The 26,629-nt window shown below is 39.0% G+C and carries 20 protein-coding genes; 11 read left to right on the forward strand and 9 right to left on the reverse strand.

Translation table 11 applies throughout. The features are described from left to right. Positions 1-11: 11 nt before the first annotated feature. The 3 genes from F824_RS0122175 to F824_RS0122185 are packed head-to-tail and all read left to right on the forward strand — an operon-like array spanning position 12 to position 5,107. Positions 12-836, forward strand: a complete 825-nt coding sequence (locus F824_RS0122175; protein ID WP_019600138.1) for a KilA-N domain-containing protein — start codon at positions 12-14, stop codon at positions 834-836. Further along, positions 837-2,108, forward strand: a complete 1,272-nt coding sequence (locus F824_RS0122180) for a restriction endonuclease subunit S (RefSeq protein WP_019600139.1) — start codon at positions 837-839, stop codon at positions 2,106-2,108. It begins immediately after the preceding gene. Further along, on the forward strand, positions 2,105-5,107 hold the full coding sequence (locus F824_RS0122185; RefSeq protein WP_019600140.1) for a type I restriction endonuclease subunit R: 3,003 nt from the start codon (positions 2,105-2,107) through the stop codon (positions 5,105-5,107). The genes F824_RS0122180 and F824_RS0122185 overlap by 4 nt, the downstream gene beginning before the upstream one ends. 392 nt (positions 5,108-5,499) lie before the next feature. On the opposite strand, the gene F824_RS27605 is transcribed toward F824_RS0122185, so the two are convergent. From F824_RS27605 to F824_RS0122235, 8 genes are all read right to left on the reverse strand, one after another. Next, positions 5,500-5,676, reverse strand: a complete 177-nt coding sequence (locus F824_RS27605) for a hypothetical protein (RefSeq protein ID WP_019600142.1) — start codon at positions 5,674-5,676, stop codon at positions 5,500-5,502. Between the two features lie 268 nt (positions 5,677-5,944). Next, positions 5,945-6,478, reverse strand: coding sequence for a thermonuclease family protein (locus F824_RS0122200; RefSeq protein ID WP_019600143.1), 534 nt, complete (start codon positions 6,476-6,478; stop codon positions 5,945-5,947). Further along, the gene (locus F824_RS26420) at positions 6,475-7,035 is read right to left on the reverse strand and encodes a retropepsin-like aspartic protease family protein (RefSeq protein ID WP_019600144.1); all 561 of its coding nucleotides are present in this window, start codon (positions 7,033-7,035) and stop codon (positions 6,475-6,477) included. The genes F824_RS0122200 and F824_RS26420 overlap by 4 nt, the downstream gene beginning before the upstream one ends. Positions 7,036-7,037: 2 nt before the next feature. After that, positions 7,038-8,624: a hypothetical protein gene (locus F824_RS0122210; protein ID WP_019600145.1), complete on the reverse strand. Its 1,587-nt coding sequence runs from the start codon at positions 8,622-8,624 to the stop codon at positions 7,038-7,040. Positions 8,625-8,627: 3 nt separating this feature from the next. Further along, complete coding sequence (locus F824_RS0122215) at positions 8,628-9,557, reverse strand: hypothetical protein (RefSeq protein ID WP_019600146.1); 930 nt, start codon at positions 9,555-9,557, stop codon at positions 8,628-8,630. 10 nt (positions 9,558-9,567) lie between these two features. Then, a complete protein-coding gene (locus F824_RS0122220; protein WP_022582399.1) occupies positions 9,568-10,602 on the reverse strand; it encodes a hypothetical protein in 1,035 nt (344 codons plus the stop codon). A 284-nt stretch (positions 10,603-10,886) separates the two neighbouring features. Then, positions 10,887-12,293 (reverse strand): hypothetical protein, encoded by a 1,407-nt coding sequence (locus F824_RS0122230; protein ID WP_019600149.1) that lies wholly within the window; start codon positions 12,291-12,293, stop codon positions 10,887-10,889. A 511-nt stretch (positions 12,294-12,804) separates the two neighbouring features. Beyond that, on the reverse strand, positions 12,805-13,929 hold the full coding sequence (locus F824_RS0122235) for an SDR family oxidoreductase (protein WP_019600151.1): 1,125 nt from the start codon (positions 13,927-13,929) through the stop codon (positions 12,805-12,807). 1,465 nt (positions 13,930-15,394) lie between these two features. Between F824_RS0122235 and F824_RS28210 the strand changes: the two genes are divergently transcribed. The 6 genes from F824_RS28210 to F824_RS0122280 all read left to right on the forward strand — a co-directional run bounded on the left by F824_RS28210 (position 15,395) and on the right by F824_RS0122280 (position 22,010). Next, positions 15,395-15,616, forward strand: coding sequence for a transposase (locus F824_RS28210; protein WP_367889047.1), 222 nt, complete (start codon positions 15,395-15,397; stop codon positions 15,614-15,616). A 128-nt stretch (positions 15,617-15,744) separates the two neighbouring features. After that, positions 15,745-16,116: a hypothetical protein gene (locus F824_RS27345; protein WP_081625037.1), complete on the forward strand. Its 372-nt coding sequence runs from the start codon at positions 15,745-15,747 to the stop codon at positions 16,114-16,116. 88 nt (positions 16,117-16,204) lie between these two features. Next, positions 16,205-17,068 carry a DUF3347 domain-containing protein gene (locus F824_RS0122265; protein WP_456238872.1) on the forward strand — a complete coding sequence of 288 codons (864 nt, stop codon included), beginning with the start codon at positions 16,205-16,207 and terminating at the stop codon, positions 17,066-17,068. 13 nt (positions 17,069-17,081) lie between these two features. Continuing rightward, complete coding sequence (locus F824_RS0122270) at positions 17,082-17,639, forward strand: DUF2911 domain-containing protein (RefSeq protein WP_019600159.1); 558 nt, start codon at positions 17,082-17,084, stop codon at positions 17,637-17,639. Then, a complete protein-coding gene (locus F824_RS0122275) occupies positions 17,636-19,753 on the forward strand; it encodes a heavy metal translocating P-type ATPase (protein WP_019600160.1) in 2,118 nt (705 codons plus the stop codon). Before F824_RS0122270 ends, F824_RS0122275 begins: the two co-directional genes overlap by 4 nt. Before the next feature lies 1 nt (position 19,754). Beyond that, positions 19,755-22,010, forward strand: coding sequence for a multicopper oxidase family protein (locus F824_RS0122280; RefSeq protein WP_019600161.1), 2,256 nt, complete (start codon positions 19,755-19,757; stop codon positions 22,008-22,010). 115 nt (positions 22,011-22,125) lie between these two features. Here the strand turns inward: F824_RS0122280 and F824_RS0122285 are convergent, their stop codons facing one another. Further along, positions 22,126-22,524 carry a hypothetical protein gene (locus tag F824_RS0122285; protein ID WP_019600162.1) on the reverse strand — a complete coding sequence of 133 codons (399 nt, stop codon included), beginning with the start codon at positions 22,522-22,524 and terminating at the stop codon, positions 22,126-22,128. Positions 22,525-23,032: 508 nt separating this feature from the next. Between F824_RS0122285 and F824_RS0122290 the strand changes: the two genes are divergently transcribed. Both F824_RS0122290 and F824_RS27770 read left to right on the forward strand, forming a co-directional pair. Further along, positions 23,033-23,224 (forward strand): hypothetical protein, encoded by a 192-nt coding sequence (locus F824_RS0122290; protein WP_022582327.1) that lies wholly within the window; start codon positions 23,033-23,035, stop codon positions 23,222-23,224. Positions 23,225-24,148: 924 nt separating this feature from the next. Then, positions 24,149-26,158, forward strand: a complete 2,010-nt coding sequence (locus F824_RS27770) for a protein kinase domain-containing protein (RefSeq protein ID WP_019600165.1) — start codon at positions 24,149-24,151, stop codon at positions 26,156-26,158. Positions 26,159-26,629 lie beyond the last annotated feature (471 nt).

Raw genomic sequence — 26,629 nt, forward strand, 5'->3', positions numbered from 1 at the left:
CCCAAGTTGATATGTCAAAAAATCATAAAATAGAGGTGCAAGGCATAGCTGTTTGGGTCACCAAAATAAATGAGGACGATTATATATCGCTGACTGACATCGCAAGGCAAAAGGATGCCACCCGAAGTGATTATATCCTTCAAAACTGGATGCGAAACAGAAGCACACTTGAATATTTAGGACTTTGGGAACATTTGAACAATCCCGATTTTAATTCCATCGAATTCGATGGAATTAAAAACCAAGCGGGCTCCAATAGCTTTAGTATGACGCCAAAACGCTGGATAGAGCAAACCAATGCCATTGGAATATTTTCTAAGACAGGGAGATATGGGGGCACTTTCGCCCATAGGGACATTGCTTTTGAATTTGCCTCGTGGATTAGTGCAGAATTTAAACTATATCTGGTTGTAGAGTTTCAAAGACTCAAAAAAGAGGAAGAAGACCCTGGGAAATTAACCTGGAATTTTCAAAGAATGCTTTCCAAAGTTAATTATGCCATACATACCGATGCCGTAAAGGAGAAATTAATTCCTCAGATTTTAAATCCCCATCAGATCAAATATGTATATGCCGATGAAGCGGATATTTTAAACATGGCTCTCTTTGGAATGACAGCCAGGGAATGGAGAACGCTAAATCCCAATGAAAAAGGAAACATCAGAGACATGGCTTCCATTGAACAATTAGTAGTGCTATCCAATATGGAAAGCATCAATGCCATGCTTATCCATAATGGCATGACACAGGCGGAAAGATTAAAACAGCTCAACGAAATATCCATTTCCCAAATGACCTCTTTGCTCCAGGCAAACGGGCTTAAAAAATTGAAATAAATGTTAGAAAATTGGAAAACTTACAGATTTTTTGAATTGTATGAAACTTCATCAGGTCTTTCTAAAGCTAGAGATCAGTTTGGATTTGGTAGTCCATTTGTCACATTTAAAGATGTTTTTTATAATTATTTTTTACCTACAGAACTTGGTGATCTGGCTAATACAAATGAAAAAGAACAAATAAGGGGATCAATAAAAAGAGGTGATATACTTTTAACAAGAACAAGTGAAACACTTCATGAGCTTGGAATGAGTTCTGTTGCATTACAAGATTATCCAAATGCTACTTTTAATGGTTTTTGCAAAAGACTTAGATTAAAAGAAAAAATACAAGTAGAAGTTGACCCTTTATTTATAGGTTATTATTTAAGGTCTCCTAATTTCAGAAATGAAGTATCTCAACATGCAACCATGACTACTCGGGCTAGTTTGAATAATACTTCTATAAATTCTTTAACTGTCTCTTTACCTCCTATCACTGACCAAATTCAAATAGGTAAAATTTTAAAAGCTATAGATGATAAGAGAGAACTCAACCTCCAGATGAACAAAACCCTGGAAGAAATGGCCATGGCTTTATACAAGCATTGGTTTGTGGATTTCGGGCCTTTCCAAGGCGGTGAGTTTGTGGATTCTGAATTGGGGATGATTCCGAAGGGTTGGGAAGTGAAAGGAATATTAGATTTAGCAGATTTATTAAGCGGAGGCACCCCAAAAACTTCAATTTCAGACTACTGGAACGGAAATATCAACTGGGTTTCAGCAAAAGATATAGGAAATGGAGGTTCTATTTATATTAATGATACTGAAAAATCAGTATCAGAACTTGGTGTAAAAAATAGTTCAACAAAAATTCTTCCAGAAGACACGGTCATTTTAGTTGCTAGAGGGTCAGTTGGTAAATATGGAATGATTGCAAAGCCAATGGCAATGAATCAGTCTTGCTATGGGCTATATTCTAAAAGCGAGTTTTCGCAAGGTCTAATATATTTGATGTTTTCTACATTAATTGAACAGTTTCAACAAAGAGCATATGGATCTGTTTTTGACACTATTACTACCTCAACTTTTAATACAACCAAAGTAATTTCGCCACCAAAAGAACTCGTAATTTCCCTTAATGAAAAAATTGACCCCTTATTTTTAAAACTTAAAATGAATATACTTCAATCTGAAACCCTAACCACTCTCCGCGACACCCTCCTCCCCAAACTCATCAGCGGGGAAATCAGGGTAAAAGACGCAGAGAAAACCTTAGCCGCTGCCCTATGAGCAAGATGATCGAAATCACTGTTCAGAAGGCGGCCATCGTCCTATTGCAGGATTTGGGTTATGTCCATCAGGAAGGGAATGCCCTGAAAAGGGACCTTAAAAAAGTAGTGTTGGCCGATGAACTCCGTAGGTTTTTGGAAAGTACTTATCCAGATGTTCCGGCTACCGCCATCAAGGAAGCCTTGGTTTCCTTCACCCAGCACCAGGGCATGGATACCGATCACCGCAACCGGGATTTTCACCGAAAAATGACCCAGGGGATTTCCGTGAGTTGGAAGGATGCCAAGGGAAAGGAACAAGCCAGGCATCTCTATCCCATCCATTACGGGGATCCGCTAAAAAACAGGTTTATCTGCGCGGACGAGATGACCATCATCGGCAAAAACACCCGCAGAACGGATTTATTGATCTACATCAACGGCCTGCCCCTTGTCCTTTTTGAATTTAAGAACATGTTCGACAAGGAAACCGGCGTGGACAATGCCCACCGGCAGATCGGTCATTATGGGCTGGACATCCCGCAGCTTTTTGATTACAATGCCATCAGCATCGTCTCCGATGGACTGGAAGCCCTGCACGGGATGTACAATGCCGCTTTGGAATGGTATGCCCCCTGGAAAAGCCTCGAAGGGGACGACATCGAACAGGATCAGGCACTCCAACTTGAAACCCTTATCAATGGCCTTTTCCCCAAAGCGACCCTGCTGAATTACCTCCGCAACTTCATCTTTCACGAAGACCATAACGGCAAGATCATTAAGAAGGGAGCCAAGTACCACCAGTACTGGGGCGTGGACAAGGCGGTAAACTCTGCCCTCGAAAACATCAAACCCCATGGTGACGGCCGTCTGGGCGTGGTCTGGCATACCCAGGGTTCGGGCAAAAGCATTTCCATGGCCATACTGACCGGGATTTTGCGGCAGCTGCCGGAAATGAAAAACCCCACCATCCTCATACAGGTGGACCGCTCCGATCTGGACCAGCAGCTGTATGAGAACTTTGTGCTTTGCAAGGACCTGGTGGGTGATGTACAGCATGCCGATACCACCGATGACCTGAGGAAACTCCTGAGCAGCGATGGCGGCGGGGTGATTTTCACTACCATAGAAAAGTTCCGGCTCAAGGACCTCGAAAACGGAAAAGAAACGGCACATCCCGTCCTTTCCGAAAGATATAATCTGATCGTGATGGCCGATGAAGCCCACCGTACCCAGTATGGTTTTAATGACGGCGGCTTTGCCCAGAACATCAGAAGGGCGCTGCCCAATGCTTCCTTTATTGGTTTTACGGGTACGCCCGTAGATGGTAAGGATGCCGATACGCAATTGGTCTTCGGCAAAACCATCCATACCTATGACATCAAACAGGCCGTGGAAGACGGAGCCACGGTGCCCATCTACTATGAACCCAAGATGGTGCCACTGAACATCAAAGGCGAATACAGCAGGGAGTTGGAGGAAGTGGCCGAAGGAGCCGAAGAAAGCAGCAATGCCGTCTGGGCAGCGGTGGAAGATGCAGCAGGAGCGGAAGAGCGGGTGGCTAAAGTTGCCGCCGAAATCCTAAAACATTACGGGGCCAGAACCGCCACGCTGGACGGCAAGGCCATGATCATCTGCATGAGCCGGAGAAACTGTGTGAAGATGTACGATGCCATCACGGCATTGGAAGGTTGCCCGGAAGTGGCCGTGATCATGACCAGCAATGTGAGCAAGGATCCGTTGACCTGGAATCCCCATGTGCGGACCAAGGAAAGCATGGAGGCCGTCAAGAAGCGGTTCAGAACACCCGATGACGCTCTGAAAATCGTGATCGTCCGGGACATGTGGCTGACCGGATTTGATGCGCCCAGCGCCCATACCCTCTATGTGGACAAGATCATGAAAGGCCACAACCTGATGCAGGCCATCGCGCGGGTAAACCGGGTATTCAAAGAAAAACCCAACGGGCTGGTGGTGGATTTTATCGGGATATCCGGCTTCCTGGCTGCAGCCACCAAGAAGTATACGGGCAGTGGGGGAGAGGGGAAACCTACGCTGAACATTGAAGTAGCCGTTAACCTCTGTCTTGAACAGTTCGACATCGTGAAAGATCTCCTTGAAGATTTTGATATCGAAAGTATCAAACTGATGGCTGATCTTGAAAAGATGAAATGGTCCAATACTTTGGTCAACAAACTGTTGCGGTCAGATCCGATTACCGATAAATTCTTGCAGGAAGAAAGGAAGTTGACCGAGTTGGTGGCCATGTGCAATTCCGACGAACGCATCTGGCCCATCCAGGAAGAGGTCGCGGTGATCCAAAAAATCCGGCACCTGATCAGCAAGATCAAATCCCCACCCGGGCCACAGCGCCAGAAAAACGACCGGATCAAAGACCTGATCAGCAAATCCATCGAATCCCATGCCATCGTGGACCTGGCGTCTATGTACGATCTGGACCAGATAGACATCTCCATCATCGACGACCGCTTCCAGGCCATCGTCAAAGAAAAAGGCGGAGAGAACATCAAAATCGAACTCCTCCGAAGGATCATCAACGATGAGCTCAAGGTCCGCATGCACAAAAACATTAAAAGGAACAGAAGCCTGAAGGAAGAACTCGAACGCGTCTTGGGCCAATACCACAAAAACAGCCTTGACTCTATCGCAGCCATCAAGCACCTCCTGGACATCGCCACCGAATTCAAAAACGACGACATCCGGACCAGAGAACTGGGCCTCACCGAAGACGAGCTCGCCTTCTATGACCTCCTCTCCGCCAACGAAAAACTCCTCAACGAAAAAGGCCCCATCCAGGATCTGGTCCACAAAGTAGTGGCTTCGGTAAAAAGGAACCTCCAGCTCGACTGGACGAAAAAGGAAGACGCCCGCGCAGCGATCAGATTGGCGGTGAAGAAGGAATTGAGGGGAAAGGTGCAGTTTTCGGCTTTGGATCAGTTGCTGCAGGAGGTGATTGAGCAGGCAGAAGGGCAATATGGGGATTGGGTGGCAGAGGGGTGAAGGGGGGATTTTACGGTATTATATGGTAGAAATTATTTGAAATAAATTTTTTTGAATATACTTTAAAGTTGCAAATAATTGATTTCGGTGTCATTAAAATTGAGAGTACCGTATTAAATAAGGGTGTTGGAGAACAATTTAAGCCCATCAAAGAAGCGCCTTTCCAACCCGTCCTATTTTCTGAGTTGGAATTGGAAATCCTTAAAACAGTTGCCCATACTTTTCGGACCTGTTCAACACAGGAAATCATACTTAAAAGCCATAATGAAGACGCCTAGCTAACAATGAAGCGCATAAAAGTATAATCAGTTACGAGGATGCTTTTACTTTGAAAGAGATTTGATGATGGGTTTCTGCATTGTTGATGCTATCTAGGTTTAGGAATCCTGACCTTAGCAGGAAAAATCGAACTCCTCTGAAGGATCATAAACGATGAGCTCAAGGTACGCATGCACAAAAACATCAAAAGGAACAGAAGCCTGAAGGACGAACTCGAACGCGTACCCGGCCAATACCACAAAAACAGCCTTTACTCCATCGCAGCCATCAAGTATAAATTTTAAACCCATTTAAATTTAACAAAGTCAAAGCAATTAAGGGGCTTAGGCAAGTAACGGTTTCATTTCCAAACCTGTTCTATCATTGGGAGTTGGGCTACAAGTTAGCCTAATGGACAAAAACAGAAGCATAATAAGAGCCCTATGAATTTAGATCTATACATCCTGTCCCGAGAATCGGGATACGGTTCTGTGAGAGGTTTAGGGGTGGAATTCCCCTTTAGTTACTTGACTATGCCTTCGCCCTTCTTTTTCTGTCGTGTTTGGTCGTGTCATTTGTCTATTTTTTTCTCCAGTCCCAAGGTGCTGTCGGGTTAGGTTCGCTCCAAATTCCAACTTGATTATTTCTAGCTTTTACCTCTAATTCTGCATACTCTTGATTGTCAGAATACTTTTTGAAATGCCAAGCTAAACCATTATTTACTAGTTCTTTATTTAAATTGACACCGTTCAGTAGTATAATCTCTGATATTAACCTTTGATTTCTGTCAAACTTGTTTTTATGATTTAGTTGAACAAATTGTCCAAAGCACAAATCAGAGGCAAATTGTTTTGCCTTTGTTCCAAAAGGTTGTTTCTTTTCTGGGCAGTCAATATGCTCTAACCTTATGACTTGTTCTTTCCCGTCAATTAGAACAACAAATGTGTCTCCGTCTTTTATACCAACAACTTTATAACCAATGGTTTCAGTATTTGATTCTGTGTTTAATGTTTTTTCTGTGCTTACATTTTTATAACGCTTGTAATCTTTACTTTCGGGGTGGTTACAACTGAATAAGCAAAGTGAAAAAAGTATGTAAAGTAGTTTTGTCATTTAAAAATTATTTCTCCATTTACATTGTCAATTTCAATACTTCCAAATCTTTCTAATACTGTTTGCCCTAATAAAAGAGGTGCGTTTACATTGTCAATAACTAATGCTTCAACATTTTCTAAAATCATATTGTCAATTTTTACTTCACGCAAATTAACTTTAGTACCCTCGGAAATTTTTCCTGTGGCATCTTGGAAATATTCCACATTTAATATGTCTTCTTTTTGCAATGTACCTTGTCTGTATAAAACGGTAGCTTCGGCTGGCGAAATACAAATACTACTTGCACCAGTGTCAAAAATAAAGCGAAGTCTAATTCCATTAATTTCTATCCAAACATAACGAACACCATTTTGAAACTCCATTTTCAATACATTTCGATTTGCTATTGTATTATTGTTTTGAGTTTCTGATTGTACTGCATTTAAATTGATATCATCATTTGTAGAATTGTATTCTTTTTCACTTCCTTGATTGCGTTCATACTTCTTACTTTCAGGGTGATTGCAACTCATTAGGCTGGTAAAAATAATTAATAAACAAGCTTTATGATTCATAATTACTTCTTGTAAGATGGTATTTGTCTTAAAGTATCTTTAGCGAAGTAGTATATTCCTTCTTTTTCTTCAAAGCAATTTTTGTTTAGCTCTAAAAGATGTTTAGAATAGATTGCTTCTTGACCAGAATAGATACTACTTATTTCTGTAGGATTTTTAATGAAAATTACTTTTACAACATCCTCCAACTTTATATTGGGTTTTAAATTTTTAGCTACAATTCTAAAATCATTTTCATTTAGTATTGAATTTGATTTTGGATTTAAATCTTCAATTTTTGTAATCTCAACAGGTTTCTGTTCTTGTGGAATTGTATTTATTTGTTCTTGATTTTGAATTACTTCTTTTTCATTTTCTGTATTGGATTTATAAAACAAGAAGTAAACCCAAGTGAAAATTAGAAAAAAAGCTAAAACCAATGTTGCAACTTTATAAATGTTAATTTTATAAACTTTGTCTTCTTCTTCTCTTTCTTCTCTTCTTTTATGATCACTTCTATGCTCAAAGTCTTGTCGTTGGTTTTCAGTATGTAAATTTCCTTTTGGTTTTGGTTTCGGAATTGTAGTTGTATAATTAGGTCTTTTTAAGTCGCTTATTCCATTGTTAAAAAGTATTTTGTTGCTATTATGGATTTGTTTTACCTCCTCTAATTTTCCATTATTGTGTCTTAATTGATTAATTAAATTCTTGGTTTTATTTAAAAAATCATCATAAAACTGTCCAGTTTTATTGATATCCTCTTTCGATTCTGTCAATTTTCTCTCATTTTCAAGATGCGTTCTTTCGCTTTGCTCAATTTGATTTTTAAACTCTTGAATTGTTCTAGTTTTATCATCATTTATTCTTTGAACTTCTCTTTCAAATTCTGAAATAGATTGTTCTCTTTTTCTTTTCCTTTCTTCGAGTAAATTATTGATTTCTCTTTCAAATTCTAGCTTGTCTCCAACGTTTTGAATTAGTTTGAAAATACCTTTTTGTATAACAAATTTTGCAACTTCATCGCTATTTGTAAAGTAAATAGTATCGTAAACATTTAATAAATCAATTGATTTACTGAAAAATGCAGCCAGCCTACTTGGAGATGTATCACAGTAAACTACTATACTTTTATTATTGGTATTGAAATTTAGATCTGCGATTTCAATTTGAGGATTTTCAATTTTATCAAAATCTCTTAAATTAGATATTGGAATAAAATCTTTCGAATGATTAACTTTTAAAATACCATTATTAAGATTGTTTTCAGTTAACTTTTGGTGAAATTCATTTAAACAATTCAAAACATATTGCTCATCAGCGATTGCATTTTCAAGCATTATGCTTGAGCCAATAAAGGTTCCATCCCTTTTAGATGCTTGTTCTTGTGCAAAACTATATATTGAATATGATATAAGTTTAGAACTTCTGATGCTTTCTTTCCTTATTGAGTAAATAGTTGAGTTAGGAAAAACTTTTATAGCATTTGATAAATCAAAAACCTTAACTTGCTTTGCTATTTCGGGATTTCCATATTTGAAAGGTGTCTGTCGAAAGTCATTTGGATGGCCAAAAGTTGCAAAAGCAAAAATGTAACAATTCGTATTTACCATAATTTAAAAGCTAAAGTTAATTCTCTCCCAAAATGTTCCTTCGTAATCTAAAGGATATCCAGTAATGCTTTCATAAAGCCATTTTGAGATTATTTCAGCAGAATCTAAATTCAGATTTCTTATTCTTTCTGTATTTCCATTGTTTTCAATTTTGCCTATTGTAAAATAAGTCTTGCTAAATTCATAAGCGTTTACACGATTATTTGTCATAGGTAATTTTTCAGCAATAAATGATTCCAATTCATCTTCCGATGCAACTCCACCTTTGCCTGATAAATCCCACTTTGATATTACTAAAATTATGTTTATGTATTTGGGGTCAATCCCTTTTTCAACTAATCGATTTAAAAACTCATAGATTAAAGAATCTTCTTTGTGTGCAGAATCATAGCTAGTAACAATAATAATATTGAGAGGGATTTGGGCATTTAAATATTGGTCAATACTACTGTGATATTGATTACCTCGTGTAATCTCAACGTGATTTCCTCCAGCTGTTTCTAAAAATGTAAGGTTTATTGGAGGCACTTTTTTGGATTTATTACTAGGCTCAAATTTTAAATCAATTCTAGTTACTTGATCTCTAGTAGTCCTATTAGGCAAAATTCCTTTACTAATGTTCTCAAAAAAGTCAGCTAATAATGCTTGTGCTTCTTTTGAGTTCGGTGCACCAGATTTTGGACTTAATACTCCAGCTTGTGAACTTAAATAGTATAGCATTGAAGATAAAATTACTGATTTGCCTGATGCTGAAACACCAAAAAAGAAAACAAAATTACTGTCCTTATTTTTTATTTCATTATTTGCACCTTTTGAAATTGGAACAAAATCATCATTACTTTGATTGGAAGAATTATTTTCTATTGACAAAGGTTTTAATTCCTCTTCATTGTCAAATGACAATGGTTTTAAGTTGTCGTTATCGTTGATCATTTTTTTGTAATTAGTTGTTTGGAATTAAAACTTTACCTCTTGATGTGGTTCTGCCACCATTGTAGTTGTTGTTTCTTGGGTCGGTAGGCATCAATAAAATGATGATTAAAATGCCAAAATCAAGTAAAATACAGCCCGCTAAAACTACAAAAGCAAACATTCCAAAGTTTTTAACAGCGTGGTCAAAGGCGTAACCAATTTTTCCAACTTCTTGTGTTTTGGATAGAGATGGTGTTAATTTAAATTTATCATCTCCCAAAATAGTATGTGCACGATTTCCTAATTTGTTGTATTCTGTCAATGATTTATCAATTTGACCTTGTGCCATATCATCAATTTCATTTTGTGAAAGTAACAATAGACTTTGTATGTCTTTATTCCATCTTAAAACTGCATTATTGATGTCAGTCATTAAGTTTTTTTCTTCGGGAGACAAATTATAAACCATCTGAACAATTTGTTCTTCCATTCTTTCTGCTAAATCTTGATAGCCTGATGGTGTTTGGTTTATAGGTGTTAATGGAGTTATTTTTTTCCCAATTAATTTTTCTATTCTGCCAATTATTTGTCTTGCTTCTGTTCCAATACCTGTATTTTTTGGGTCTGTAATTTGGATTTTTAGCAAGTTTATTTCGCTTCTGATTGCTTGGCGTGTCTTTTGGTCTGCAACGGAATAGTTAAGTTTAGCTTCAACATTTGTTTCAAGTTCATTAAATTTTTCATTTATATCTCTCAATTCAGTTGTATAAATGTCAGTTCTCATAAACCTTGTGTACAAGGAATTGAAGTTTGCCACAAAACAAAAAGCTGCAAAAAAGAAATATATCCAACTTAAACCAGTCGGTGAACCACCTCTTAACTTCACAAGTCTGATTTGCCAGAGTAAAAAAAGTAAAATTAAGGACAGCACTAAAGCTATTATGACTGAACTTCCTCCAAAAATTTGGTCTAAGCCTAACCAAGTTTGGTAAAAGCTGACACTAATAAGTAGCACAGCAAGGAATGCCAAAAATAGGTCCGTTACTGTAAATAATTGTTTCTTCATTTTTCTGTATTTATTTAATTGTTAATTGTTTTGCGGTTTTAAATTTCTGAATTTCTGTGTCATAATTAACACAATGTCTCTTTTTGTTACGTGTTGTTTTCAAAATCTTGTTCTTCATTCGTCTGTTCGTTTTTAGCACTGTCGTCTTTTAGGGTTAGGCATAACGGTTTGCAGCTACCCGAAGGTGGCGATTTCGAAGCACTTCACTGTCAACCAAGCACAAACTTTGATAGAAGCACAAAGCTTGATTTAACCACTGAACCGCCACTTTTGGGCACAGTAATTTATATTTTAATAGGTCTACTACTCGTAATTAGCACCTTCCTTGCAATGAATTCTATTAGTTCAATATCATAATCCATCTTTTTGACTTCATTTGAATATGGTAGTAAAACTTCAAAATCTCCCTCTGATGCTTTAGAATGAACTATCCTACATCGTATTTCATAGATTCTTTCGCTAACTTCAGCAATTAAATCAGCTGTTTCATTTTTAACGGATATTTTTTGCTTTGCCAAATTCTTTCCTTTATTCTCCGCATAAAAGTCAAACCTTTTCTGGTCTGTTGTAAAGAATTCCTTTAATTCAATATTATTTGTACATGAATTTATTGTGGCTTTTAGTTGCTCACGTTCATTTCCAAATGATTTACCTCCTACATTAGATTGAATTGTGGATATGATTTTCGTAATATCAGTATCCCTATTAGGATTAAATCTAGGATCTTTAATTATTCCTTGAATCTTTTGTTTAGCCTCAAAGCTAGAATAAATAGGAAAATAAAACTCAACTGTTTGATAGAATGCTAAATATTGAAAAATTGGCATCTGACCAGATTCTTTTGCATACCAATAAAGTGAAATTGGTTCTGAATCATACTCGTATTTAGGCTCGGAGATTTTTGCGGTTTCATCTACAAAGAGTTGTTTCCTCCTACGTCTGTTATGCCTTTCTATCCAACTTTCTCTCTGACTTTGAAGGCTAATAGGTATCTCGTAGGAAAGATCAATTTGGAAAAATATTGAATTAGCGATTTTGTCCAAAATCTCTCTAGCTGCATCGTGGGTAGCCGCTTTAGAGTTTTCGATTTTAAGAGTAATTCTTCTTAGACTTCTTCCTCTAGGCCCTCTTTCTCTACATGATGATAAGAATGCAAATTCATGAGAACAATATCCCATTGAAATCACAAAGTTGTCAAAAGTCGGCAGAGTTATTGAAGTTATTTCTTCATTCTCTTCATCATCATCTTCCTTTTCTGGTTTATTAATAAGTTCATTCAGTCTATTAAAGAAAAATCTTGAGGGACTTTCAACGCTTGATATTTCCGCTTCAATAATTCCTTTTTCTTTCGACCAAATTCCTTCATATCCTTGAATGAAACGAAACTTTTCAAATTCACATCCTAAAGCCTGTTCTAGGGGTTCTTCCCTGAATACAAGAAAGCAATCATTCTTTTCTCTACCTGCTGGAATATCAAATATTATTCTATTTGGAAATTCAGGGTTTTCGGGTACAATTTCTTCATAAACGATTTTTGATTCGTCTAATCTCTTTTTTAGTTCAATTATTCTGTCTTCCATCGATTTCATATTATTGTGCCCAACGTTTGGCTTTACGCCATTAATGGCGTAAAGCGCTGATATCAATATTAATAACGCCAAAAATGGCGCATATTCCTTGATTAAATTCATTTTAATGTTTGCTTTTTCCGGAACTATCGACCTTTCAAAGATGATTAAAGGAAAAATGATATTTAATCAGGTTATCTATTTCAGTAAAAATTCTTCTTAAAATGAATTTGTCCCATACTTCAAACCTACAAACTTCTCACCATTTAAAATATACCCCGAACAGGGTATATTTACTATGATAATAGCTAGTATTTTCTTGCTTAAATACAAAATAGGGAAGAAGGTAAACTGAAATGCAATTGAAAAAGGTTTTGATATTCCGCAAAAATTAATCTGGTATTAGAAAAAAATTTAAAATCAATTTCAGCAAAATAGCTGAGCCTGGAATGTTCAATATGCTAGGAGAGGTGGATAATGGGGCTGGTTATTGGCACTTCCGTTTCCATATGACAGGAGAGTTTATGTCAAGGAAGTCAATGGTTTTGTAATCTGTGCTGTATAAAATTTGCATTCCTATTGCTGTGTTGGGGTTCAAATGTGTGGCAAAAAAAAAGAGTTTTTAAAACGGCAATTACACATTGATATCTTTAAAATTATGAATACGTGCATATCGAATCATATTTGTCAATGCTTCTGCATCTATTTTCGGGATTTCTAAAATAGAATTCAACAACGTGGTATCATATTCATTTGCTTCTGAAATGAAATAAGGTTTTAAATGTTTACCAATGCTTTCGTAATACATTTTTTCAATCGCATTTACATAGTTAAAATCCAAGGTATTTGGAACCATAGAAAAGTTTGTGTAACCCACTTCTTTCATAATTAATTTCAAACCTTTTACAATATTAAAACTCGTATGGTTGACGATATTGAGTTGCTTGATGTCGTCGCGTTGAAAGGTGCTTAGGATTACTTTTGCCACATAATCTACGGGAATAATATTTAAGCCTGTGGTGTCATTCACCATAAAACGCACATTTTCCTGTTCAGGACTTCTGTTGGCGGTCAGGTGAAAAAACTTTGCCAAAAGGTAAAAAACCATGAATTTAGGGATAAAAAAATTGCTTTCTTTCCCAATCATTTTACCGCCAATAACACTCGGTCTTAGTATTTGATAGGGCAATCCAATAGACAAACACTGTTCAACCACAAAATTTTCAGATTCAAATTTGGCATTTTCATATGCATTTCGGTGCGTAGGTTTAAATTTTAAATTATGAAAATCATTGTCTATGATGCCGGTTCTTTCTCCAGAAGCAAAAGCAGTACTGATATAAATGAACTTCTTTATAAAGGGACTAAAAGTGTTGAATATTGCTTTGGTGATCGTGGTGTTTTCTTCAAATATTTTTTCTCGCTGCTCCTCATCTGTTGAAAGATTTACATAGCCCGCGGAATGTATAAAATAGGCATCTTTTATCTTGTCCGAATACGCATCCTGTATTTGAGACAAATCGGAATCAATGATTTCAATATATTCATGCAGTTTTTCCAAGCCCTGTTCCTTCACTATTGCAGGGGTATAGCTACTGGACAGCAGCTCGTTTATTCTGTCTTTTGCACTAATTTTGCCTTTTTTTCGGGTGATCAAGAACAGTTTTCCTGTGATTGAATTTTTTATAAAATGTGTCAATGCCTCATACAATATATGTGAGCCTAACACGCCTGTAGCGCCTGTAATAACGATTTTCATTAGTCTTTTTTTCTATTCTGCCCAAATGTAAGTTTAAAATTCAACCTTTAGGAAGAATAGCGCCTTAAACGAATAAAAGGTAGAGGAATATGAACATTTGATTTTTAAACTCAGCTCCTGTTGTACAGCAAACTTACTTTTTGTGAATCAAACACCAAGTCGCTTGCCTGGCAAATGTAAATGACAGGATTTTGGTTTAAAGGTCTATTGCCTCGCGGGTGCTGGTAACTGGATTTGCAACAATAAAATGGACCAATATATTTAGCCCGTTGATTTGTTGATTCCCGTCGCCTGCCACGGCCTCCTCAAATTGCAAGTTGGCGGGTTGGGTGATGATCGGGGGGGGCAAATTCGCTGACACCTCTGTTCAGGGTGTGAATGCGGTGATGAGGCACTTGTTTGTACTTCTTCAAAATCGAATTCAATCTTGGCTGATTTTTCATTTAGGGAAGGGTTCTCCTGGTCTTGGCCGCAGGAAAAAATAGGAGGGATGCTGCTATACTGAATAATCGGATTTTGTTTTTCACGATTTTCAACCCGTTTACTTCATTGCAAACTCCATTCACTGATGATCAATCAGTTGTTGGCTATTTTAGACCTCACCCAATTGGTATCAGGAATTATTCTCCCAAGGGCCTGATTTTCTTCCAGGTTCAATTCCATTTGGAAACGGAATGGATATTTCGGGTTTAACCCGTGTTGGGTCGGGTTCTATGTTTAGTGTTGATTGAATCAAAGCTAATCTTTCATTCTTTCCCAGAAGCCTTAAATATCCGAAGTGCCTTATCTTGACAAACCTATTTGGGAATATCCCCATGGTCGGTACAAGCCGTATTGTTCAAAGTTTCTGATAAATTCCTATTGGCTGAGCCACATCTGTTTGGTTCTGGAGTCGTCAGCATGGTGTTAGTACCTGATGTGGGTAAAGTTGACTTCAAGAATTCTAGGTCTGGGAATACGATTTTGTGAGTACATCTGCCCAGTTATTGCACAACCTTGGAGAGCCAAAGGGGGATTTGGGATACATATCCGTTCCATTTTTTTGACTTGGGGACTTTGAGTATATTGTTTTTGTCAGTTTTCCGCTTGATTGACCCTAAATATACATTTGACTTCCTTACGGGGCTGTAACAAATAGAAAATCAGACTATTTGAACAATAATGTAGAACTCAATATGGTGAGGTCAAAAACTGTAAACAACTGACTGATTATCAAGCAATATCATGCCGGAATAGAATTTATTATGCATAAAAGGGCTTGAATTGTCATTTTCAAGCCCTTTCATAAACATGGCTTTGGAAATACTTGACAGGCTTTTCTGCGGAAAAAGGAACCTGTTGGTTTTGTACTTTGTGCCTTTCCAACTCTTTTTGTCAAAGCCATCTACAAAGACGATCCAATGAATCCTGAGATGCAACACAGGCTGTAGGGATAAAAAGCATAAATCCTGCACCCAAGGTTGCGATCAACAACAACCGGATCCTTGAGATCGACAATGTATTGGTCAGATTCAAGTCGAAGGATTACTGGGACAACAAAACCAAAACCATGCAGCTTGCCTGTATGGAGTTTTTCAGTAGGCTCATGCAGCATGTCTATCTCGAGTACCGGGATTCTCCCCAACTGGTTTTACAAAATGCAGTATTTTGGGATCATGGATTCTGCCAACGTTGTGCCTCATTTTAGAAAGCCAACCGAATATTCAGGCACATTTGGTTTTTGCCGACAAGCTAAGCCAAAAATAAAAAACCAAAAGAACTTGAATTTTACCAACTCTTGACAGAATAAAATTTATACATTTGAATTTCAACATTATGACAAGATTTTTCTGCATTGCGATGTTAACAGCAATAGGTTTATTCTTAAAACCTGTGGAATCCTATGCCTGTAGCTCAAAATCTGAAAACACAGAAATTACGAGTGACAAACAATCAGCTTCTGAAACAGAAAAAAAAGACTGTAGTAGTAAAGAAAAAGGACCATGTGGCAAGCACGGAAAGGACTGTGACGGCAAATGTGGTAATCCAGCTTGTCATTGCCCTACTCATTGCAAAAGCTTTTTAGGTACGTTATTTGCGCCACTTTTAATAGTTAAAACGACATTGAGCAAACCCGACTTTTTCTATCGAGAAGCCTATTATACTTCAGGGTTTCTCGCTATTTGGCTCCCGCCAAAAATAGGCTGATTTTCTTCTTTGACAGCCATAGGTCTGTCCATACGAGAGCATACCTTGTTTTCGGAATTTTATAATATTCAATAACATTAAATTTTCTATGATGAACTCAATAAAAATATTGATGGCATTAACCGTGTTGCTATCCCACACTGTATGCATTGCTCAAATTAAAAATGCCCAATCCGAAAGTGTAAAAATTTACGGTAACTGCGGAATGTGCGAAAGCACCATTGAAAAAGCTGGAAATGTGAATAAAGTAGCAGAAGTCGATTGGAATAAAGACACCAAAATGGCCACGCTCACTTATGATGTGGGTAAGACAAATCCAGATGAAATATTGAAACGAATCGCATTGGCGGGTTATGATAGCGACACATTTCTGGCACCTGATGATGCTTATTCAAAACTGCCCGAATGTTGCCAATATGAGCGTGTAAATAAATCGGAAACGTCCAAAGTAGAGGCTGCGGAAGACCATTCTAAGCACAACCCAATGACCAAGCTACCCACTGAAGCAAATCAGGAAACAAATCAATTAAAAGCGGTTTTTGACAACTACTTTGCTCTGAAAGATGCTTTGGTGCAATCAGACGGAACTTTGGCTTCCGCCCAAGCAAAAGAACTGCTCAATGCACTGAATGCTGTTCAAATGAATAAGCTATCCCATGAAGTACATATGGTTTGGATGAAAGTAATGAAAGGTTTAGTATTTGATATAGAACATATTGAAGAAACCAAAGATGTAGGACATCAAAGAGATCATTTTAATACCTTATCCGATAATATGTATCAATTGCTAAAAGTTTCAAAATATGAAGAACCTGTTTATTACCAACATTGCCCTATGGCAAACAGCGGCAAAGGAGCAAATTGGTTAAGTAAGGAAAATGCAGTAAAAAATCCTTACTACGGTTCGCAAATGCTTACCTGTGGTAAAACTGTGGAAACAATTGAAAATTAAACCAAAAGAACAAATGAAAAATCTAACCCTGTTTTTATTCCTTGCCTTTGCGCCTTTAGTTTCTTTTGGTCAACACGAGCACCATCAGGCAAAAAATGATACAACGGTCAAAGCCAAAAGTCCACGTACTGCAGCCATGGCAATGGTTGGAGGTAACCACGTTCACATTGAGTATGGCGCTCCAAGTGTAAGGGGGCGGAATATTTGGAATGGATTGGTTGCCTACAACCAGGTGTGGGCTACAGGTGCACACAAAGCGACGTGGATCGAGATTTCAAATGACGTTTCTATCAACGGCACCATGCTTCCAAAAGGCAAGTATGGAATTTTTACCATTCCCGGCAAATCGGAATGGACGCTGATCATCAGTAAAGATTGGGATATGCACCTGGCCGATGATTATAATGAAGCAAATGATTTGATCAGACTAAAAGTCAAACCCAAAAAGAGCAAAGACCTTGTTGAAGAACTGCAATACCAAGTGAAGGAAACAGGAAAGGACCAAGGTAGAATTGAGATCAGTTGGGAATATTTGAGTGTTGGATTTGATTTTAAAAATTCAGGTAAATGAAAAAATATACCTGTCCGATGCACCTTCAAGTGCTGAAAGACGAACCCGGGAAATGCCCTATTTGTGGGATGGACTTAGTGCCTTTTGGAAAAAATTCCGAACATTCTCATCACGACAATACAACCAAAAACCACGAAAGCCATTCCCAAAAGGGCTTTAACAAACACGAAGGTCATCATACGAGCGACTTTATCAAGCGCTTTTGGGTAAGTCTTGCGCTGACAGTTCCAATACTTTTACTGTCTCACATGATACAGGAGTGGCTGGGATTTGAAATTAGTTTCCCCGGAGATAGATATGTATTAATGGCATTGGGTACTGCCATTTACATTTATGGTGGGATGCCATTCTTAAAAGGAATGGTTGGGGAGATTAAATCCAAAGCCATTGGGATGATGACCTTGGTGGCTCTGGCCATTTCAGTGGCATACTTCTACAGTATGGCTGTGGCTCTTGGATTTCCCGGAATGGATTTCTTTTGGGAGCTTGCCACTTTGATTGTCATTATGCTCTTGGGGCATTGGCTGGAGATGCGTTCCCAAATGGCTGCCTCAAAAGCATTGCAGTCTTTGGTGGCATTACTGCCCAATGAGGTAACTATTGAACGCAATGGTCAAGCGGTTAAAATACAGTTGGATGAACTTGTGAATGACGATATCATTCTCATTAAGCCAGGAGAGAAAATTGCCGCTGATGGATGGGTATTGGAAGGCTCTTCTTCTGTAAATGAAAGTATGCTGACAGGCGAAAGTGTGCCTGTGAAAAAACAAATGGATGCAAAAGTAATTGCAGGCTCCATAAATGGTGATGGCGTTTTAAAGATTAAAGCGACAGGAGTAGGAAAAGACAGCTACCTCGATAAGGTAATCAATTTGGTGCAGGATGCACAGGCTGCAAAATCCAACACACAAAACCTAGCAGATAAAGTGGCCAAATGGCTTACCTTTATTGCCATTGCGGTTGGCCTTGGGACTTTTGTTTTTTGGTACAGCAACAGTGGAGATTTGGCTTTTGCCTTGGAAAGAATGGTAACGGTAATGGTCACCGCTTGCCCACATGCTTTGGGGGTTGCTATCCCATTAGTGGTTGCGATCTCTACAACCCTTTCGGCCACAAATGGTCTCTTAATCAGAAACAGAACTGCTTTTGAAACCACCAGAAAATTATCTGTGATTATCTTTGATAAAACAGGCACCCTTACCCAAGGATCTCACAGGGTTCAAAAAACTATTCCGTTAACAGATAAATATTCTGCTGATGATATTATCCAGTATGCAGCAGCTGTTCAGCAAAATTCTGAACACCATATTGCAAAAGGGGTACTGCATACTTTAAAAGACAGAAAACTCGATTTATGGAAATCAGAGAACTTCCAGTTGATTCAGGGAATGGGCGTAATGGGAACAGTAAAAGGCAAATCAGTGATCGCTGCCGGGCCAAATTATTTGAAGGATAAAAGCCTAGCCTTACCTGAAATACCGAAAGACATCAATCAAGATGCCGAAACAGTGAATTTTTTGCTGATTGACGATGAAGTAGTGGGTATTATTACTTTGGCAGATACCATTCGAGAAGGTTCGCAACAGGCAATTGATGATTTGAAAAAGATGAACATCAAATCATACCTCCTTACAGGTGATAATGAAAAAATTGCCGCGGCAGTAAGCAATGCGTTGGGAATGGACGGTTTCTTTGCAAACGTGCTCCCTCACGATAAGCAAGAGAAAATTAAAGAATTCCAAGCCAAAGGAGAAATTGTAGCGATGACCGGTGATGGCGTTAATGATGCGCCTGCATTGGCACAGGCAGATGTGGGAATAGCTGTGGGTTCGGGTACCGATGTAGCGGCTGAAACTGCGGATATTATACTGGTAAATAGCGACCCAAGAGATGTTTCAAAAATGATTGATTTTGGAAAGCGCACCTATCAGAAAATGATACAGAACCTGGTTTGGGCGGTAGGATATAATATTATCGCTATTCCCCTTGCTGCTGGGGTACTCTATCCAAACTTTGTATTAAGCCCTGCAATGGGTGCGGTGTTAATGAGTGCCAGCACCATTGTGGTCGCTATCAATGCAAGTTTACTAAAACTGAATAAATCAAATTCCTAAAATGATACAAAATAATATTTATAAAAAGTTGTTGCCAATAGCCATAGTGCTATTGGTAACGAACTCACTTTTTGCACAAAAGGTAGTCCGTTACGACCTGTATGTAAAAGATACCCTTGTCAATTTTTCAGGCAAAGAAAGGCGGGCAATTGCTGTAAATGGACAAATACCAATGCCAACACTTACTTTCACAAAAGGTGATACAGCAGAAATTTATGTACATAACCAACTCAAAGAAAGCACCTCTTTACATTGGCATGGCTTGTTTTTGCCCAACAAGGAAGATGGTGTTCCTTTTCTGACACAAATGCCCATTGAACCAGGCACAACACACAAATATACCTTCCCAATAATCCAGCATGGCACGCATTGGTATCACAGCCACAGTGGACTTCAAGAACAAATAGGAATGTATGGTTCCATGATATTGAAAAAACGGGATGACGACCCGACATTCAGAAAAGACATTGACGATTTGCCGACGATCCCCATTATTTTAAGTGAATGGACAGACTACAAACCCGAAAACGTACACCGAATGTTGCACAATGCTTCCGATTGGTTTGCTATCAAAAAGGGAACAACCCAAAGTTATTCCGAAGCCATACGAGAAGGTCATTTTAAAACCAAACTCACCAACGAATGGAAACGAATGTTGGCAATGGATGTAAGCGATATTTATTACGATAAATTTCTAATAAACGGCAAAAATGAAAGCCAACTATCCCAATTCAAAGCAGGGGATAGCGTACGGTTGCAAATCTCAAACGGTGGTGCGTCCTCCTATTTTTGGCTAACCTATGCAGGCGGCAAAATGACCGTCATAGCCAATGACGGCAACGATGTAGATCCTGTGGAAGTCGACAGGTTGATTATTGGCGTGTCGGAAACCTATGATGTCATCGTGACCATTCCCGCTGAAAATACTTCCTATGAGTTTCTTGCCACAGCAGAGGACAGAACCAAATCCGCTTCCATTTACATCGGCTCAGGCATCAAACAATTGGTCAGTCCATTGCCCAAACTGAAATATTTTGAAGGCATGAAGATGATGAACGGTATGATGAAGATGAATGGCGATATGAACGATATGGGAATGAATATGAGCCTTCAGCAAATGGATATGAACACGGTCATGTATCCCGAAATTTCAGGCGAGAAGAAACCGATGAAAATGGATGAAATGCCAGAAATGGAGATGGAGAATATGGACCATTCCAAACAAGGTTCAGGCAATGCGGATATAGTAACGCTCAATTATGCCATGCTTAAATCCCCAACCATTACCACTTTGCCAAAAGATGCACCAATCAGGGAATTAAGGTTTGAATTAACCGGAAATATGAACCGCTATGTATGGAGTATGGACAATAAGGTGCTTGCGGAATCCGATAAAATTTTGATAAAGAAAGGAGAGATTGTAAGAATCACAATGTTCAACAACTCCATGATGCGTCACCCCATGCACTTGCACGGACATGATTTTAGGGTAATCAACGGGAAAGGGGAGTACGCTCCGCTCAAAAACGTAATGGATATCATGCCAATGGAAACCAACGTGATTGAGTTCGAAGCCAATGTAGAAGGCGACTGGTTTTTTCATTGTCATATTCTCTATCACATGATGGCAGGAATGAACCGGGTTTTCAGTTACGAAGAGCAAGAACCAAATCCATTGCTTCCAGACAAGGAATGGGCTTACAAAAAATTGCAGCGAGAAAGCAATCAGCTACACCTTATGGCTCAAAATGACTTTGCCACCAATGGAAATGACGGTATGGCCATGGTACAGAATACGCGTTGGAGTTTTGGAACAGAATGGCGTTTGGGGTACAACGATATGCACGGATACGAGACTGAAACACATATCGGAAGATATATAGGAAGAATGCAGTGGTTGATGCCTTTTGTTGGGTTTGATTGGCGGTATAGAAAGTTAGGACGCAATGAAATTGAAAAAAATCTATTCGGACAGAAAAGCACGAAAGACAACCGGACACAATTTAGTGTAGGTGTTGCATACACATTACCAATGCTCGTTATTCTGCAAACTGAAGTGTACCACGATGGGAATGTCAGAATTCAATTGAGGCGGGAGGACATCCCAATAACCAAAAGAATAAGAGCTGGCTTTATGGTCAATACGGACAAAGAATATATGGTAGGCCTGAATTATATTGCGGGTAAAAACTTTGGCTTTAGAACACATTATGACAGTGATATGGGATTTGGAGTTGGGTTGACATTGAATTATTAAAGCTTAACAGTTGCATGCAAATTGCCAATTAAAGACTTATCCATTGAAGATCCGAAATGGAACTTCCTGATGCGTCTGAAAAACAAGCAGATAAAGCAGCATTCTATTATCGGTATCAGACAGCAAAATCGGTAATGAACAATTGAAAATTGATGGTGAGAAATTTTTTTAGTAGGGGAATCGTCTTGGTTATGTTCCCTAGGGAATTCAGTGCCAAATCACCTTCCTTGATACGGGTACAGTTTTGAATTTCCCGATCACTCATCAGGTGGATATTCCGGACTATATTGACCCTTCTAAAAATAGGTTGGGTTTTACAATCTATTAAGCTAACAGTTTTACATTTTTTCATGAGACTTTCTCCTTTTCGTTCTTTTCTGTGGGAGATTTGGATCAGTCTGTCAAGTATTTCATTTGAGATGGCATCCTCCCAGATGAGATCGTGCCAACTCGTAACGTGCCAGCGGCTCACTTTGAATCGTTGGGTTTTCAATTTCGTGTTGTAGGGATACATATCAGTTCAGGGAATGAAGAGGGTTATGAGGATAGAGGAGGTTTAGGACTTCTTTCACTTTCCCTCCATGGATACAGCTCAATAAGCATCGAAATTGACACTTTTTGTTAGGCTTGAATGAGTATGTAAATTCGGTTTTAGCTTTGAACTTTGTTGGTGGTTCTCGGTTTTGTAAAACCAATCCTACCAAGAAGATGAAAACCAAAATCTGCGCCTTATGTCAAAAAGAAGAGACCACACTTTATAGAGTGCAAGTATCAAAAGGCAAAATCTGGATTTTTATCTGTACCGATTGCTGCAATAAGGTAAAAGGTGAATCAAATTACCGTTATGGTGGCACCTGGAAGGGTGAACGGCATTAAAAGGGTTTCCAAAATGTATGCTTGGGTATTGGGGTAATCGGCAATATGACGCCAAAAAACACATGAAGTTCAACCAATGGAAGGCCAAGTGTGTTACGAATCCAAGCCAAAAAAAGGACTAACTGAAAAGATCTAATCCTATCCAAATGCCAAAAAGGACGTCAATCAACGATGTGAAAGAACTGGAACACCTCAATGATTTAGAACAGATTGTTAGAGACAAACGCAATGACAAGAGGGCCGATGCGAATAAGGAACGCCGCAATAGGCATTATGTCAAAGTGTTGATAAAGCATCAGTTGAATCACAATGCTGACGAAACGCAGCATGAAGATTAGACTTCAATTTCATTTATTGGTGTTTTACGTAATATTTTAGGTTTAAGGAAGGAAGATTTAGATTTGTTGCCACCGAAATCGATCCCGTATCACTGTTTGCATTCCGATTGGAATGCTAGCTTGATTTGCCCCAATGGATTAATCATTAAACGAATCTCCCCTCATAAATCAAGCCATTCCACCTACTGGTCCACGTTTCTCCCCAAGCCCAAATTCAAATGCGCAGGTAAAACCTCGAAGGGATAAATGGAATTTTCTGAGTCCAAGAATTGGGGAAGGGTTTCTTTCAAGATTTTGAGGGTACCTTTTTCCTGCCTTATCCTGGTCTAAAAAGGGATCCACATGCTTATTTTTTGGTATCAGAATCGACTCGGTTACGTTTATCAGGGAATTCAGGACGAGTAATTTTCTTGATAAGGTTGCTGTTTTGGATTTCCTCATCCTCATCAAATTAAAAGATTAAACGCCTCTCCATTTTCTTGATGAAAAAAATGGATTAATGGTTTTTGAATAACCACATCGGGATGAGGGAATCCCCTGAAATGGATTAATTTGGGTGTTCTTTGAGATTTTGTATGAAACAAACCAAGGCAGTCACCTGTCGGGAAAAGGTATGCCCATAAACAATCACCAAACATGAAAAAACAGATCAAACACAACAAAAAAAGAAAATTCCCAAGGCATTTACAGTCATCTTCGTCCAAAACTAGGGCAAATGAATACCCATAATCCGGGAGGTTCCATCCAACTTTGTTTGATATGCAATTTTGGATTATCGAATAAAATAGTTATTTTTTACCTGAATTGCGTTTAAACCACTTTGTATTGTAGGGAGTAGATCATCACCTTGGAAAAAAAATGAATACGCACGCTGATAAACCACAGAAAAATAAGTGCCAGTCGGCTCCTGTTGCTAAACGACAGATGCAGAGCAGTAGTGAATCTCCTTTTCAATTTGTGGACAACAGACTTGAGGCTGTTGCACAAAGAAAGCTGCAAGAGATGGCCAAGAATAGTCCGAGAGCAATGCAGTTGAAAGCCTTTCAGGACATGCCTAACCATAGTCAACGTACAAAACAAGCTGCTCAATTCCGGGCTGTGGCGGACAATCATGTTGCCCAACCCATCCAAAAACAAGGATTAGAAGAAGAAGGGCTTTTACAGGGTAAATTTGAATCTATCCAAAAGAAACAGAACAAAACAGGTTTGCCTGATCATTTAAAAACAGGGTTGGAAAACCTTTCAGGGATGTCATTGGATGATGTAAAGGTACATCGAAATTCTGCCAAACCTGCTCAGCTGCAAGCACATGCTTATGCAAAAGGAACAGCTATTCATTTGGGGCCAGGTCAAGAAAAGCACCTGCCCCATGAGGCCTGGCATGTGGTACAGCAAAAGCAGGGTAGGGTAAAGCCCACCCTGCAAATGAAGGGTAAGGTGAATATCAATGATGATGCAGGTTTGGAAAAAGAGGCTGATATCATGGGAAAGCAGGCATTGGATTCGAATCAAAAAACCAAGGCAGATATCAACAATAATTCCCTTGACAGGATTCCAATAAAGCAAATGGCCACAGTACAAAGGACGGAAGCCGCTGCGATAGCCCTTGCGCAAGTCTATGATCCAACGATAGTCAATTGGGCAAATGTCATTACGGCAAGAGGGCCAGGAGGAGTTGGCGTTCCCCCTACGGTCATCGATCTGCATTGGCCAGCAATCATCGCAGCCTATGTTGCGCCTCCTGCGGGAGGAAGGAACGCTGCTGCTTTAATTGCAGAATCCAACGCCCTGATTGCAACAGGTGATTGGGCAGTCCTTCAAAGAATCAAAGAAGCCAGTGAATTACTGGAACGTTTGCAAGAAGAGAAGCAAACCAAGCAAAACTTACTTAGATCCCAAAATCCAGATGGCAGTATGGCATTGGCACCTCTTATGATGCATGTCACTGCCGCCGAAATCCCTCCGATAGAGCTGGCAATAAACAATTTACAGGTTCATTTTATGATGCCCACCAGAACGGAAGAAGCAGGCGGCCCTGTAGGAAAGGGAGGGCTATTTAGCTCTGCCAAGAAAGCGACCGTTCTCGGTTTTGAAGGAGGAACAAACTTAGAATTGCATAACAGGATTAATCCTGAAACTAAAAAAGAACAAGGGCTGGGTAAGGGTGGATTTGGATACGGAAAATTTGGAAAGGTTGGCGACCAAACCAAATTTGTCAAGAAAATACGCCTGCGAACAGAAAAAAATGTGGCCGCAAGCCCTGCAAGGGTTGGCGCAATTGATGACCCATATGCCCTTCCTGCTGACTTAGCTTCAGAAATGGCGCCAGGTTTGACCGGAGAATTAAGAGGAATAAGGAGAGAGGCCACACTGACCAGACAAGGAGGCGTCCTTGACCACCCAAATATAGTTGCAACAGAAGCCGCAGGAATAAGACCGGGGAAAGACGGAAAACTCAAAGCCTACATGGTTCAGGAAAAAATGGAAGGGGATGTTTCGGGAATAATAAAAGCTGGAAAAATCCCGAGGGCATCGGTAATCAATCTTATTAGGGGTACTCTAAATGCAGTCGTCCATATGCATGCGAACAATTATCTACATCGAGATATAAAGCCTGATAATATTATGATTGACAGTACGGGAGCACCCAAACTTATAGATTTTGGCACAGCAGCGCTTATGGTTGGAGGAGTATTCAACTCTCCCACAGCGGAAGGTACCAGAGAATTTATGCACCCCGATACCCAAGTCGCTCCCGCACCTCCGGGTGGATATGACTATCGTGTTTCAACAGATATCCAAGCATTAAAACTAACATTTCTGAAGCTTGTCGGCCAATCACCGGAATCTGTCGATATTGGAGGTTGGGTTGCTGGAATAGATGTTGACAATTCCACCACAGCAGCATTGCTGGCAGGATTTAACTTTGCCTAAAGAGCATCTGTTCGGCCTATAAGCGTTGAGCGATAGATATTTATATAAGGAAAGATGTATGATGTGAATGCGTTGAAATAGAACAAGAATAAAGTCTATTCCAAAGATTAAACGCCATAAAAATGGACTTTTATTCGGATCGTTGGTGGTAAGAGGGTAAAAAAATCGTCTTAAATAAGATTATTCAAAAGACAAGAAAATAATTGAAAAGTCTGCAACACTTGATGGAGCACAAACAGATATGTGTTAAGCTATGCTTTTGGCTCATTGGGTTTAATAACTTAAGGATTAATGTGGTTATAATCTGCATTATTTTCTTATAATTATTCACCTAAACAAACCATTTAGAAACTTTTAATTGGCGGAATCTTAATTAGTCCTGTTTTGAATATTTTAGAAAAAATTATGGATTTGAAAGGAAATAGACTGAACAATCACTTTAAGAATTTGGCCATGGAAAACTCAACTATG

This window comes from Rhodonellum psychrophilum GCM71 = DSM 17998, from assembly GCF_000381545.1.
GTDB lineage: Bacteria > Bacteroidota > Bacteroidia > Cytophagales > Cyclobacteriaceae > Rhodonellum > Rhodonellum psychrophilum.

Bases quoted from the DNA above. Each gene is read 5' to 3' on its own strand.
- F824_RS0122175 (WP_019600138.1), top strand. From the start codon at position 12: ATGTCAAAAAATCATAAAATAGAGGTGCAAGGCATAGCTGTTTGGGTC.
- F824_RS0122180 (WP_019600139.1), top strand. From the start codon at position 837: ATGTTAGAAAATTGGAAAACTTACAGATTTTTTGAATTGTATGAAACT.
- F824_RS0122185 (WP_019600140.1), top strand. From the start codon at position 2,105: ATGAGCAAGATGATCGAAATCACTGTTCAGAAGGCGGCCATCGTCCTA.
- F824_RS27605 (WP_019600142.1), bottom strand. From the start codon at position 5,676: ATGGGTTTAAAATTTATACTTGATGGCTGCGATGGAGTAAAGGCTGTT.
- F824_RS0122200 (WP_019600143.1), bottom strand. From the start codon at position 6,478: ATGACAAAACTACTTTACATACTTTTTTCACTTTGCTTATTCAGTTGT.
- F824_RS26420 (WP_019600144.1), bottom strand. From the start codon at position 7,035: ATGAATCATAAAGCTTGTTTATTAATTATTTTTACCAGCCTAATGAGT.
- F824_RS0122210 (WP_019600145.1), bottom strand. From the start codon at position 8,624: ATGGTAAATACGAATTGTTACATTTTTGCTTTTGCAACTTTTGGCCAT.
- F824_RS0122215 (WP_019600146.1), bottom strand. From the start codon at position 9,557: ATGATCAACGATAACGACAACTTAAAACCATTGTCATTTGACAATGAA.
- F824_RS0122220 (WP_022582399.1), bottom strand. From the start codon at position 10,602: ATGAAGAAACAATTATTTACAGTAACGGACCTATTTTTGGCATTCCTT.
- F824_RS0122230 (WP_019600149.1), bottom strand. From the start codon at position 12,293: ATGAATTTAATCAAGGAATATGCGCCATTTTTGGCGTTATTAATATTG.
- F824_RS0122235 (WP_019600151.1), bottom strand. From the start codon at position 13,929: ATGAAAATCGTTATTACAGGCGCTACAGGCGTGTTAGGCTCACATATA.
- F824_RS27345 (WP_081625037.1), top strand. From the start codon at position 15,745: ATGACAAGATTTTTCTGCATTGCGATGTTAACAGCAATAGGTTTATTC.
- F824_RS0122265 (WP_456238872.1), top strand. From the start codon at position 16,205: ATGATGAACTCAATAAAAATATTGATGGCATTAACCGTGTTGCTATCC.
- F824_RS0122270 (WP_019600159.1), top strand. From the start codon at position 17,082: ATGAAAAATCTAACCCTGTTTTTATTCCTTGCCTTTGCGCCTTTAGTT.
- F824_RS0122275 (WP_019600160.1), top strand. From the start codon at position 17,636: ATGAAAAAATATACCTGTCCGATGCACCTTCAAGTGCTGAAAGACGAA.
- F824_RS0122280 (WP_019600161.1), top strand. From the start codon at position 19,755: ATGATACAAAATAATATTTATAAAAAGTTGTTGCCAATAGCCATAGTG.
- F824_RS0122285 (WP_019600162.1), bottom strand. From the start codon at position 22,524: ATGTATCCCTACAACACGAAATTGAAAACCCAACGATTCAAAGTGAGC.
- F824_RS0122290 (WP_022582327.1), top strand. From the start codon at position 23,033: ATGCCAAAAAGGACGTCAATCAACGATGTGAAAGAACTGGAACACCTC.
- F824_RS27770 (WP_019600165.1), top strand. From the start codon at position 24,149: ATGCAGAGCAGTAGTGAATCTCCTTTTCAATTTGTGGACAACAGACTT.